Source organism: Lacrimispora sp. (assembly GCF_047605665.1).
In the GTDB taxonomy this organism is placed as follows: domain Bacteria; phylum Bacillota; class Clostridia; order Lachnospirales; family Lachnospiraceae; genus Lacrimispora.
The window spans coordinates 191,956-205,418 of sequence record NZ_JASGFH010000003.1 but is presented as its reverse complement, the minus strand read 5'-3'; the positions used below and the strand labels follow the sequence as shown (position 1 = coordinate 205,418).

Below are 13,463 nucleotides of genomic sequence, written 5' to 3'. Positions count from 1 at the left end.
ATAGAAAGGAAAATTAAATATGAAAAAAGCAAGAAATGAACGAGAAAAGAATTCTGTTCCTGCTTTAATGAGTAACTGTACATTTAAAAAAATCTAAAACTAAATCTGGGAAGTCTTTTTGATGGGATCGGAGGATTTCCTCTGGCGGCGATCCACAATGGCATCGTACCTATATGGGCAAGTGAAATTGAGACTTTTCCTATTGAAGTGACGAAAATAAGATTTCCAGATATGATCCATGTTGGGGATATTACGAAGTTGAATGGAGCGGACCTGCCACCTGTGGATGTCATTTGTGGCGGATCTCCCTGTCAGGATTTGTCTGTAGCCGGGAAACGTGCCGGGCTTGCTGGAGAACGCTCTGGTCTTTTCATGGATCAAATCCGTATAATAAGGGAAATGAGGAAAGCAGATGAAAAACGAGACATACCAGATCACCTTGTTCGACCTCGATACCTCGTTTGGGAAAACGTGCCCGGAGCATTCAGCTCCGCAGAAGGCGAAGATTTCCGGGCGGTTATCGAGGAGATCATCCGCATTAAGGACAGTACCTGTCATGTGCCTCGACCTCAGTCCGGGCGCTGGGAATCTGCTGGGGCTGCCATTTTGGGAAATGAATTCAGCCTGGCTTGGAGAGTATTGGACGCTCAATACTGGGGAGTCGCCCAGCGCCGCCGTCGTATCTTCCTTGTCGCAGATTTTGCAGGACTCACCGCCCCAGAAATATTATTTAAGCAGGACAGCCTGTTTAGGAATATTGCGGAGAGCCGAAGTCAGGGGCAAGGACCTGCCGCCTCAACTCAAGGAAGCACTACTGATACAGGCTGGACTTGTCTGACTTCGTGTGATATACAGACAGATGAAAATGTATTATTAGCATTTGCTGCAAGTCAACGCGATGAAGTTCGTAATTTACATGACATTGCGGGAGCAATACAGGCTCAACCCGGAATGAAGCAACAGACATTTGTGGCAGAGGCTGAGAAAATTAATGCATTTCATATTAACCAGAGAGATGAGGTAATCAATCTGGATGGAGTGTCTGGCGCTTTACTGGCAACCCGAAATATGCAGATGCAGACTTTTATAACAGATTCGCTTATATGCCTGAATGATCATGGCGGAGAACGAATGGATATTACAGAAGAAGTAACTCCTACGCTCCGTGCAGGTATGGGAGGACATCCTCCTCTTATAGCCCAGCCAAATTGTTTGGATGGAGAGAATATTCAGAAAAACAATGTTTTTACCTCTGAGAAGGGAGAACATGCACCTGCCAAAGCAGTTCCATCGGTAATCTGTCTCAACGATCAGGGCGGAAATCAGATGCATTGTACCGAAGAAATTACTGGTACACTTCGTGCCCAGGAACATGGGCATCAGCCATTAGTCATGGAAAATCAGCCAGTATTGTTCGATAACCATGCTAAAGACTGCAGATATACCGGACCACTAAATGTAGCGCCAACCGTGACATCAACTTATGGCACCGGGGGCAATAATGTTCCTTTGGTGGGCAATTCTGCTGCGTTTTTTCATTGTTCAAATGAAATAGATACAGTACAATCAGCAGACACTTGCTCAGACTGCAGCCAAATGGATATTAATAGGACCAATGAAACTAGTGAAGGGCATATGATATTCAGCCGTCAGCGGAGCGATGAATTTTCTGAGAATGGTGTGGTAGCGACACAGAGTGCAAGGCAGTATAAAGATGCAACTGATCTTGTATGCCAGCCATACCAGGAAACAGTTGGAACTATTGGTTACAGTGATCACAAGGGAATCAATAATCAATTTGTATCAGAGGACAAGTGTATTGTAGAAGGCAGGAACCTCATTCGCAGGCTTACTCCTTTGGAGTGTGAACGTCTGCAGGGTTTTCCTGACGGCTGGACTCTGATTCCAGGTGCATCAGACAGCGCAAGATACAAGGCGCTTGGAAATAGTGTGGCGATACCATGTGTGGACTTTGTCCTCCGGGGTATCGCTTATTTTTTACGGAAAAGTTATGAAGAACAGGAGGAGTTGCCATCATGTATATCTACCCGGACAATCTAACAGCAAAAGCCACGTTGTGGCTCTGGGATCTGCGTGACATTGGTATTATTGGCGTAGGACTTTTATTTTCTGTATTCGCCCTGGCCCAGTTTTATATTTTGTTCCCCTCTGTTATCACAGCTCTCTACGCATTTTTAACGATACGCATTGAGGACATCAATATCCTTGATTTTATTCATAATGCGGCAGCATTTTTTGTTTTTAAACAGCAGACCTATGAATGGAGGTCAAAGGAATGAACAGAAAAAGGAAACAGAATGAAAAAAATTCTACCCGCCAACTCATAGGCATTACGGATATCACCTTTCACAGTTTGGTGACTGGATATGGAGAGTTGGTGTTTTTTATGATCAAACCTACCAATATCAGTGTACTATCTGACAGCAGCATCAGTGCAAGGATATATGCTCTTATGAATGTATTAAAAGGGATTGCCGAGATTGAGATGCTTTGTTTGAATTCAAAAGAAAACTTTGAAGAGGTAAAGTCTAACTTAAGAAGCCGAATGGATAAAGAGCAGAATCCTGCAATTTGCAAGCTGTTAGAGCAGGATATGACTGCTCTGGACCGTATGCAGGTACAGATGGCTACAGCGAGAGAATTTTTAATTATTATCCGCCTGAACAATGAAAAGGAATCCGATGTCCAGCCGTACCTTTCCCGCATTGAGAAGAGTCTTAGGGACCAGGGATTTACAGCTAAAAAAGCAGGAGAAGCAGATATCAAACGCCTGCTTGGAGTTTACTATGAGCAGAACGTGACTACAGAGAAATACGAAGATTATGATGGAGAAAGGTGGGTTATTTTTGGGGAGTAAAGCCAAAAAAAATGGAATACCTGAGGCGGAATGTGTGAGGAACAAGGATTTTCTCGACATGATTACACCGGGTATCATCAAATTCAATACGGATCACTTTATATGCGGCAACACATTTCGATGCGTATGGGCGCTCAGAGAATACCCAACCAATACCTCAGAACAGGCTATTCTGCGTCATCTCGGAGAAAAAGATGGAGTGACCCTCCGAATCTATACCAGACAGGTGACTGCAGCAGAAGAGAGAAAAATCATTCATAATGCTGCCAACAAAAACCGTATGGACAGAAACAGTACCAATGATCTTCAACAGACAGTCACTGCGGAAAGTAACTTGCAGGATGTAGTAACACTGGTGTCATCCATGCATAGGAACCGAGAACCGCTCATTCACTGTGCTGTGTTCATTGAATTGACAGCACAAGATATGGATATGTTAAAGCTGCTCCAGACTGATGTACTGACTGAACTGGTTCGCTCAAAACTTAACGTGGATCGCCTGATCCTGAGACAGCAAGAGGGTTTTTTATCGGTAGGTCCTGCAGGGAGGAATGTGTTTGGCAGCCAGTTTGAGCGTGTGCTTCCGGCAAGTTCTGTAGCAAATCTGTATCCTTTCAACTATAGCGGCAAAACAGATGCCAAGGGATTCTGCCTTGGCCGTGACAAATTTGGCAGCAATATCATTGTTGATTTTGATAAGCGTGATGATGATAAGACAAATGCTAATATCCTCATACTGGGAAACAGTGGACAAGGCAAGAGCCACCTCTTAAAACTCATTTTATGTAATGTACTGGAATCGGGGAAAAGCGTAATCGGATTAGATCCCGAACACGAGTATATCGACCTTGCAGAAAACCTTGGTGGCTGTTTCATTGACTTGATGAGTGGCCAGTACCGTATCAATCCATTAGAGCCGAAAACATGGGATGAGGGAGGCAGTCCAGGTGATGAGGACGCACCCCTTGCATTTCGTCAGTCAACTAAACTCAGCCAGCATATCAGCTTTCTCAAGGATTTTTTCCGGTGCTATAAAGACTTTTCTGACCGTCATATTGATGCAATTGAGATCATGTTGGGTAAGTTATATGAAAAGTTTGGCATCAGTGATGGCACTGATTTTAAGACGATGGAAGCAACAGACTATCCGATTCTCTCTGATCTATATGCGCTTATTGAAGATGAGTTCAAAGGTTATGATAAGTCCAGATACCAGCTTTATCCTCAGGAACTTCTGCAGGAAATTTTATTGGGGCTGCACTCCATGTGCAAGGGCGCAGAGAGCCAGTTCTTCAATGGTCATACCAACGTAACTTCTGACCGTTTTATTGTGTTTGGTGTCAAGGGTCTTTTGCAGGCCAGCCGTAACGTTAAGAATGCCCTGCTGTTCAATGTACTTTCTTTCATGAGCGACAAACTGCTGACGGAAGGAAACACCGTTGCCAGCATCGATGAGTTATATCTGTTCCTATCCAATTTAACTGCAATTGAGTATATTAGAAACTTCATGAAGCGGGTTCGTAAGAAGGACTCAGCTGTTATTTTAGCATCCCAGAACTTAGAGGACTTCAACATTGAAGGAATCAGGGAACTAACCAAACCGCTGTTTTCTATTCCGACTCATGTCTTTTTATTCAATGCTGGCAATATAGACAAGCAGTTTTATATTGATTCCCTACAGCTTGAGGAAAGCGAATATAACTTGATTCGATTTCCTCAACGTGGCGTATGTCTCTACAAATGTGGCATAGAAAGATATAATCTTGTGGTTCAAGCCCCTGCATATAAGGAGAAACTATTCGGAAAGGCAGGTGGAAGATAATGAAGGGAGGAAATGCTATAAACAGACTTCAAATACAGAAGAAAAACAAAGCGGGTATCATTGAAGATATGGGAAACAATCAAGAACCAGAATATGAGAGTCCGGTTGGGTTTAATAGCTGGAAATGGTGGTGATAAGATGGCTGATCCAGGAACCTTGATAGCAATCGCAAAAGCTGCCGCAGTTGCACTCTCAAATGAACGCATCCGAAAATTCACAGGCTGGATTATTGCAGCAGTTCTTTCACCGTTCATTCTTGTTATTGTGTTGGTCTGTTCTCTGCTATCCGGCACGGCAAATCATAACAATGCGGCAGTAGATATGAGTTTTCATACAGGAGACATTTCCGCAAGTATGCCCGCGAATTATCAGGAGTATATCGTGGATATGCGGCATAGCTTTAGCCTCATAGATGGAACCATGGCGACAGTAAATGCACAAATGGAAGACGGTGACAGCCTTGACGAGTACATGGTCAAGGCTATTTTTTATTCTCTGTTCTTCGGAACTGATTCCCCTTCTCAAGTAGAATATCAAAAATATGTGGACAGCTTTGTGACCTATGAGGAGCATGCCCGCACCATAGATAATGGTGACGGAACAACTTCGGAAGAAACCTATATGGTGGCCGTTCCTATTACCTCCCTGCCTACTATCTATAATAACATCAATAAGGTATTTGGCAGAGGCATCACTTATGAGAGCCAGGCCAATGCCAACGAAATCTATTATCGTGCCTTGTATGGCACTGGAGCACCAAACGAAAATGATGATTCTACCATGTGGGAGGATTGGAACCCAGATCAGCTTAATGATTTCTTTTCTGATTTGCCATCTGGTGAAACGGGTACAGAAGCGGTACGACTTGTCCTTTCCCGGTTGGGTGATCCATATTCCCAAGAACGGCGAGGGCAGGGAAGTTATACCGACTGCAGCTATCTTGTTCAGTGGGTGTATAGAAAACTGGGTATCAGCCTTCCTGGAACAGCAGCAGAGCAGGGGAGATACTGTGTTGATCATGGGCTGACAATTTCCAAATCAAACCTTGCTCCTGGTGATTTGGTATTTTGGAGCTACAAACCAAACGGTAGATATTTAAATATCACGCATGTGGGAATCTATGCTGGGAATGGTAAGGTAGTTGACGCTTCATCCTCAAAAGGAAAGGTTGTTCACCGGGATATATTTGATTCTGGAAAACAGGTTCTGTACGGAAGGCCCTATGCAAAATCAGAAAAGTTATATGCACTCCGGAGTGGGGGCTAAGGATCATGTGGGTATTCAAGAAGTATTTCTATGCCAATATCTTTATTTCGCATATTGGATAAGGGAAGGAGTTTTAAATATTTTTCACAGGAGAAATAACTGTTTTGAAATTTCTGAATATTTAGCTTGATTTCAGAGAGAAATTAGTTTATTGTGTGGTTGCGCACCGGAAAACCGGTTCAAGAAAAGGAGGAGATTATATGACAGATACGAAACTGAACATGCCCCAAACCGCTTCGCTGGAACCAGAAAAGCTTCTTGAAACATTGATGATAGCCAGGGTTGATTACATCCAGCTAGTGGGCAAAGACGAAGAAGAGAGGGTGGTTTCCCTTCTGGATCAGGCACTCCCCATCATTACAAAAGCATGGGGACTTCCACAAGAGCATCTTGATGAAGCTCAGAAAATTGTTCGTACTGAACGGGAAAACATGCAACGTGGTGCGGAAACAGGTGAGTATGCACCATGCAGCCTTCCAAAAGAAAAGGTGCTTCAAGGAATGTATGGAGATGAGATCCTGCAAGTAATCTGGAGCCTTTTTGAAACAACGGCCCGCACCAATGATGCTGAAGAAAGAGATCATCTAGTGAAAACAGCCCACTTCCTTAGTGAATATTGGGATCTTCAAGAATGGGTTAAGAGATGAATTTTCAAAAATGAAATCTGGCCCCGTCTATTTTAGACGGGGTCTTTTCATGCTACGATATGGCACAAAAGTCCCGTGAAGGACAAAGGAACCAAAAGTTATAAACAGTAAAACAATATGGACAAAGAGGAGATTCAATATGTCACGCAGCATTTATGCTATTATCTCAAATGCAAGAACGTCATATTATCAAACAGAAAACTTCGGGAGTCTGATAGGACTTCTTTCCCTGCTAGAGGAGGTTCATACTGCAAAGGAGAGGGTCCCATCACTCCTCGGCAGCAATGCAGAACGGCTGGTCCTGTACTCAAAAGAGAGGTTTCCGTTTTGTCCGAGCGGTTATTATCGTCTGTTTCAGCCGTTGGAACCTGGGCTATATTTGGAACAGCTTCAGCAATTCTCAGAACAAAGTACGGAGGAACGTCAGTTTATTCTTGATTATGATAGTAATCGTCTTTCAGTTAAAATGTGGCTGGGAACCAGGTTGATAAATCTTTGTGGGCCTTTGGATGACATCATCTCAGCTTACTCCGGTGCTTTGCGAAATAAAAATACCAGGTACCCATATCTTAATAAAAATGCTTTTGCAGCTGAACTTGAACGTATTTGTGAAGTCATCACCCTAAAGCCTGAGCAGGATAATGAACAAATGTCTGGAATGAATTTGCAACTTTAAGTGTTTAAACATGATGAAAGAGGATGGATTTTTAAGAAACTTTTCAATAAAACCTTGAAAAGGAGGAGTCTCAAGATGAAAAAAGAATCTGTTACCATACAGATGGAAACGGAAAAACTCCGTGCAGTAAAACGCTACATGCAGAAACGGGAGGCAGATCTGGAGCAGGAGTTATGCGATTATCTCCAGCGTCTTTATGAAAAATATGTCCCGGCTAATGTGCGGGAATACATTGATGAAAGTTCAGATAACGAAGTTTTGTCAACCTCTTCTCCTAAAAAACAGAAAGAAAAAAATCAGATAACAGAATCCGGTCAGCAACAGGAGAGAACCTGATGAGTGAATATAACTCTGTAAAACTTCAGCTTAACCGTTATAAGTGGGAGGCACTGGAGCGAGTGTTGGAAGAACAGGGAACAGATATTGAGACGGTTATGCAAGAGCATCTGATAGAACTTTATTCTGATCATGTTCCGGTGGCTGAACAGATGAATATTCGTCAGTGGTTGGATGCGGAAGTCCTGGACCAGCAAAAGAGACATGGCACCAGAGAGGTGGTATCTGGCAAACGTCTCAATGAAAATGATATTTCTTTCAGTGATGAAATCATGAGAGAAATGGGGGCTCTTAACTTCTACATCAATACTGATTTTAGTGTAGATACGGTATTTGGTACAAACGTAGAAACGGTTGAAAATGATGACTGGCTGAATGTGTATGCCAGCTTTGACACTGTGTTCAGAGAGGTCTGCAACACACTGGACATTGTATTGCACCATGGCGATGGAGGAGAAGAATCTCTCAGCTACATGCTAAATGATGCAGAAAAAGAAATACTCCATGCGAAAATGGATGAATACTGCCAACAGCAGAATGGGAAATCTCTGGAGGAGTATTGCGATGAACTTTTGCAGGAACAGTGCCCTGGGCAGATGCTTACGGTGGGATGAACCCTTGTCCCCACTGTTGCACCCAGTTTGCCACCGTGTGGGCTTTTGTGATGCCAGGTGGCAGATTTACCCACAATGCAGATAAAAACCAGTTGTGAGGGTTTTGTGAAGGACGTTTGGAAACCGGATTGAAATTAAAGTATAGGGAAAACCAGGATTTTTCTACGGTCGAAAAACAAGCAGGAGAAAGGAGGGTGGTCGCAAGCGACCGCCCTCCTCCCACTTCGCCCAGCAGTGCTGGGCGTTTTTGGCACTTTCCCATGAGGTGGTCGGATTAAAGGTTTGTCACAGCCTGGGTGGTCGGAATCAGGAGATTTGCGGGAAAATAAAGGCTTTCTAACGGTCACCTCCGGGGTAGACGTTATGCATTAGGAGGATATCGCATGAAAAACAAAAAAGAAAGAACCGCTGTCTGGCTATATCCTGAAACGATGGATCGGATGGATGGCTGGTTAGAAAAAGACAATTGCAGGACCCGCAGCGAATTCATAGAAAAGGCACTCTGCTTTTATATGGGTTACCTTGGAACGGAGGATATCACGTCCTATCTTTCCAAAGCACTGCTCTCGGCTGTTGAGGGGACGATGCAGAAAACTGAGAATCGGGTGGCAGCCAACCTTTTTCGATTATCGGTGGAAATCAGTATGATGATGCATTTGTTGGCAACCACGCTTAATATCACAGATGAGGAACTGCACAGGTTACGTGGACGATGTGTTGCTGAGGTGAAAAGGACCAGAGGTAAAATCCGTCTGGATGATGCCGTGGACTTTCAGAGTAGAGCGGATGATGAAGAATAATGGCACGAATTATTATAAAAAACGGTTACCTCAAGGGAGGCAGTGAGAAAGCTGCTGCTCATTTAAATAACCTGGTCAAGTATATCGCTACTCGCGATGGGGTGGAGAAAATAAAGAGCGGACGTGAACTTTGGCATGCCACGAAAAATCAGCAGGCTCTTATCAAAGAAATTCTCGAGGAGTTCCCTGACACCAAGGAACTGTTTGAATATGAAGATTATCTCGCTTTCCCTAACCGGGAAAATGCTTCAGAGTTTATCACTATTGCACTGGAACAGCATCTTGATAAAATCGGTGACCGGGAAAAATATCTGGACTATATCGCCAATCGTCCCCGAGTCGAAAAGTTTGATAACCACGGTTTGTTTCATAGTGGTGATGAGCCACTGATCTTAAATCAGATTGCGGATGAGCTGTCGGCGTATCCCGGAAATGTGTGGATACCGATTATTTCCCTGCGAAGAGAGGATGCTGCCCATGTGGGCTATGACAATGCGCTTGCATGGAAGGCAATTCTTTCCTCCAAAGCATTGGAGATTGCGGATAATCTGAAAATACATCCAGATCATCTGAAATGGTATGCGGCTTTTCATAATGAGTCTCATCATCCCCATGTGCATATGATCTGCTACAGCACTGACCCAGGAGAGGGATACTTAACGAAACAGGGTATTAGGAAAATGAAATCCTCACTGGCAAATGAGATTTTCCGTCAGGAACTTATTCCTCTCTACGGTGAAAAGTTCCAACGAAGGGATGACCTAAAAGAACAGGCTGGAAAATCCTTGAGAGAATTGGTCGGTCAGATGAAAAGCGGTGTATTGCAGAACGACCACATGGAGCAACTCATCACAAATCTTGCTGAACGTTTACAAACAGTCGGTGGTAAAAAGAAATACGGTTATCTTAAGGCAAATGTGAAGAATATGGTAGATGAAATCGTAGATGAACTGGCAAAGGACAGCCGTGTTGCTGAAGCTTATCGTCTGTGGTGGGAGATCAGAGGCAGGATCGAATCCATCTACACTGAAACACCGTCCGAACCGCTGTCTCTTTCTCAATGTGAGGATTTCAAGTCTATCCGTAATATAGTCATTCAGGAAATCATGCTGATTGGAAGTATGACCTTTGAAGAGCCGGAAGACACAGAAACAGATCTGCCAGAGCCGGAGAATGATCTGGACATGCCCTTCTCTGGTATGGAGGAGGACCAGGGCGTTACCAATGAGGAATCATCTGATTCATGGTGGACGGACAACTATATACAGGCGAAACAATATTTGTATGGCGATGAGGATAATGAAATCCCACAGGACTTTGAAAAAGCCCGTGAACTCTTTCTGGCAGAAGCAAAGGCGGATAATCCTATTGCTTTGTATGACCTTGGGCGAATGTCCGCTGATGGCCTTGGCTGCGAAGCTGATGCTGATGAAGCCTATCTTTTGTATGAAAAAGCCCTTGCTGTTTTTCATGCCGCCGAAGACGAAAAACCGTGGAAGTATACAGAATACCGCATTGGCAAAATGTATGCTGCCGGGCTTGGCACAGAACAGAATTATCTGCAGGCGGTAGATTGGCTAACCCTGTCTGCAGATGAGAATTATAGATATGCGCAATATTCTCTTGGCGGTTTATATTACCATGGAAAAGGTGTAGAGCAAGATTATGAAACTGCCTTCGTTCTCTATACACGCTCGGCAGATCAGAAATTTCCCTATGCTAGCTTTGAACTTGGAAAAATGCTGCGTGATGGAATAGGCTGTATGAAAAATCAGAAGGATTCTGACCGCCGTTTCAAAGATGCCTTTCTGGGTTTTGTGTCTTTGGAAGAACGGGGACATGATGATAAACTCCAGTACCGTCTTGGTTGGATGTTACTAAATGGTGTAGGTACCGAAAAAGATAAAGTCCGGGCGAGGGAATATTTTGAAAAGGCTGCATCTGTGGGAAATCTATATGCAAGTTATCAGCTTGCGAAGCTTATCCTTTCGGATGAAGAATCACAACCTGAGGAAGTGGAGAAAGCTCTCGGCTATCTTAGGAAAGAAGTGGATACTGAGAATCCCTATGCTGCATATTTTCTTGGAAACCTTTATGAAAAGGGGCGGCACGTTCCACAGAATGTTGCGGAGGCGATGCGGCTCTATACCATATCAGCAGAACAGGACAATGAATTCGCTGCATACCGGCTTGGAAAGTTATACCTTGGAGGAGAAGGCGTACTGAAGGATGTGGAGTCCGCTGTCCATTGGCTGACTTTCGCTGCGGACAGAAAAAATCAATATGCTGAATATGCACTTGGTGTTCTTTATCTAAAAGGGGAGGAGGTTCTAAAAGATGTCCGGAAAGCAGTGGAGTACCTAAAAAAATCTGCCGGAAAGGAAAATCAGTTTGCCCAGTACCGATTGGGCAAGCTTTATCTCATGGGCCAGGAGGTCCCTAAGAATGTGCAGATAGCCCTGCAATACCTGAACTCCGTTGCAGAACAGGGAAATCAATATGCGCAGTATGTCCTTGGTAAGCTGTATTTGATTGGAAAAGATATACCAGAGGACAAGGATACCGCCATTCATTGGTTTACACTTTCAGCAGCACAGGGCAATATTTATGCGCAGTTTTTTCTTGACCATATGGACAGTATATATGGTTCCAGGGCGCCGTCCATCATGCTTATGGGGACACGGCTCCTGCATCACATGAGCCGTATTTTTTCAGATCATACTCCACCGCTGAAACCAACCAATCCCAGAATTGACCGAAAACGTCGCCTCAAATTAAATGATAAAAAGCGTGCGGCCGGCCACGCTCAAGGTGATCACGAGCAGACAATGTCATTATAACAATAAGAGGATATTCATGAATAAACAGAAAATGATAATTAATCAGTTATCCATTAAAGAGAGGCCACTTCAGAGACATGTGTCGTCCGTTAAGAAGGCCGGCTTTTTTATAGAATTGGAAACTGCTATAAGTAGGAGGTGCGGCTATGGGGGGCTATGTGCATTTTACAGACGATCAAAAATATCGTGCCAACAATGTTGATCTTGTAGACTTTCTTCAACGTCAGAATGAGAAGCTGCTTCCCAGTGGCAGCGATAAACGTCTGGCATCTGACCGAAGCATCACCGTCTGTGGAAACCGATGGTACGATCACTCCGCAGAAGAAGGTGGTTATGCAATTGAGTTTGTGCAGAATTTTTATGGTCTTACTTTTCCAGAAGCAGTGACTATGTTGCTGGGGGGTGAAAAGGGTGTGATCTATCCACCTGCCTCGCAAAACAAACAGGAGTCGAAGCAGCCATTTATCCTACCTAATCCTCACGGTGATATGCGCCGTGTCTATGCTTATCTGGTAAAAACCCGCTTTATCGACAGAGGAGTGGTCAATTACTTTGCAAGGGCAAAACTTTTGTATGAAAGCTTTGAGAAATCTAAGGATGGTACGAAGGAATATCACAATGCGGTATTTGTGGGATATGATGAAAATGGAGTTCCCCGACATGCTCATAAGCGGGGACTTTATACCCAAGGAACTGGTTTCAAGGGTAACGTAGATAGCTGTGATCCAAATTACAGCTTTCACTATGTGGGCACTAGCAACAGACTCTATGTGTTCGAAGCTCCCGTTGACTTATTGTCCTATATCACCTTACATCCCCAGGATTGGCAGAATCACAGCTATGTGGCACTCTGTGGAGTTGCACAGAACGCAATGCTGAAGATGCTGGAACTGTATCCCCATTTATACCATGTAGTATTGTGTCTGGATCATGACGAGGCAGGAATCGAATCATCGGAGAAATATCAAGATCAGTTATCTAAAAAAGGAATTTCATGTGATATAGAGATGTCTGTACACAAGGATTGGAATGAAGACATCAAAGCAAACCATGGTTTACCGGCAATTCCGTCGGAGGAACATCCTCAACATTTGATTCGAGATAAAATATGCAAATGGCTAGCTGAAGAGACTATGAAAGAGGAATTAAACTGTAACGGAGACGTTCTGTCGACCCTGCTCACGAAAGCCCGTTCCCACATGCATTGGGGAAGGTTTTCCGATGTAGATGATTGCTTGCGTGAGATTTGCTGTCTATCATTGACTGCCGCCGTGAGGGCGTATCAGCAAACGGATGACAGTATGGACGTCGCAACTGTACAAGCAAGATTGCGTAACGGTTTCAAGACTTATGAGAATCGTGGGCATCTGAAAACGAGGATTAATTTGTTGGAATCAGATATTATGTCCCTGCGGGGAATTGAGCGTGTGGTGTCTGTCAGTGAAAAGAATAGTCTGGCAGAGTGCTATGAAAGTATTGCTGCCCAGAGCTTCAAGGGGATGATTCTATTGGAAAAAAACAAACAAAAGATGGAGCAGAGTCAAGAAATGAAATTATCCATGTAAGCCCTGATGAATAAAACGT

The 13,463-nt window shown here is 43.8% G+C and carries 13 protein-coding genes; all 13 read left to right on the top strand.

The features are described from left to right. The first annotated feature begins 105 nt into the window (after positions 1-105). The 13 genes from QM657_RS03570 (at position 106) to QM657_RS03510 (ending at position 13,444) form a co-directional block, all read left to right on the top strand. A complete protein-coding gene (locus QM657_RS03570; RefSeq protein WP_415065227.1) occupies positions 106-2,061 on the top strand; it encodes a DNA cytosine methyltransferase in 1,956 nt (651 codons plus the stop codon). After that, positions 2,037-2,300 (top strand): hypothetical protein, encoded by a 264-nt coding sequence (locus QM657_RS03565; protein WP_313180819.1) that lies wholly within the window; start codon positions 2,037-2,039, stop codon positions 2,298-2,300. The genes QM657_RS03570 and QM657_RS03565 overlap by 25 nt, the downstream gene beginning before the upstream one ends. Further along, a complete protein-coding gene (locus QM657_RS03560; RefSeq protein WP_415065168.1) occupies positions 2,297-2,878 on the top strand; it encodes a hypothetical protein in 582 nt (193 codons plus the stop codon). Before QM657_RS03565 ends, QM657_RS03560 begins: the two co-directional genes overlap by 4 nt. Next, entirely contained in the window at positions 2,847-4,700 is a 1,854-nt protein-coding gene (locus tag QM657_RS03555) for a VirB4 family type IV secretion system protein (protein WP_415065226.1), read from the top strand. Before QM657_RS03560 ends, QM657_RS03555 begins: the two co-directional genes overlap by 32 nt. After that, positions 4,700-4,834 carry a hypothetical protein gene (locus tag QM657_RS03550; RefSeq protein WP_415065167.1) on the top strand — a complete coding sequence of 45 codons (135 nt, stop codon included), beginning with the start codon at positions 4,700-4,702 and terminating at the stop codon, positions 4,832-4,834. Before QM657_RS03555 ends, QM657_RS03550 begins: the two co-directional genes overlap by 1 nt. A gap of 4 nt (positions 4,835-4,838) precedes the next feature. Further along, on the top strand, positions 4,839-5,966 hold the full coding sequence (locus QM657_RS03545; protein WP_415065165.1) for a C40 family peptidase: 1,128 nt from the start codon (positions 4,839-4,841) through the stop codon (positions 5,964-5,966). 200 nt (positions 5,967-6,166) lie between these two features. Next, a complete protein-coding gene (locus QM657_RS03540) occupies positions 6,167-6,613 on the top strand; it encodes a hypothetical protein (protein WP_415065163.1) in 447 nt (148 codons plus the stop codon). A 139-nt stretch (positions 6,614-6,752) separates the two neighbouring features. Next, positions 6,753-7,289: a hypothetical protein gene (locus tag QM657_RS03535; RefSeq protein ID WP_415065162.1), complete on the top strand. Its 537-nt coding sequence runs from the start codon at positions 6,753-6,755 to the stop codon at positions 7,287-7,289. 75 nt (positions 7,290-7,364) lie between these two features. After that, entirely contained in the window at positions 7,365-7,625 is a 261-nt protein-coding gene (locus tag QM657_RS03530; protein WP_415065161.1) for a DUF6103 family protein, read from the top strand. Next, positions 7,625-8,239 (top strand): hypothetical protein, encoded by a 615-nt coding sequence (locus tag QM657_RS03525; protein WP_415065160.1) that lies wholly within the window; start codon positions 7,625-7,627, stop codon positions 8,237-8,239. Before QM657_RS03530 ends, QM657_RS03525 begins: the two co-directional genes overlap by 1 nt. 383 nt (positions 8,240-8,622) lie before the next feature. After that, positions 8,623-9,039 (top strand): hypothetical protein, encoded by a 417-nt coding sequence (locus QM657_RS03520; protein WP_415065159.1) that lies wholly within the window; start codon positions 8,623-8,625, stop codon positions 9,037-9,039. Beyond that, positions 9,039-11,879, top strand: coding sequence for a MobP3 family relaxase (gene mobP3, locus QM657_RS03515; RefSeq protein ID WP_415065158.1), 2,841 nt, complete (start codon positions 9,039-9,041; stop codon positions 11,877-11,879). The genes QM657_RS03520 and mobP3 overlap by 1 nt, the downstream gene beginning before the upstream one ends. A gap of 146 nt (positions 11,880-12,025) precedes the next feature. Continuing rightward, on the top strand, positions 12,026-13,444 hold the full coding sequence (locus QM657_RS03510; RefSeq protein ID WP_415065156.1) for a DUF3991 and toprim domain-containing protein: 1,419 nt from the start codon (positions 12,026-12,028) through the stop codon (positions 13,442-13,444). Positions 13,445-13,463 lie beyond the last annotated feature (19 nt).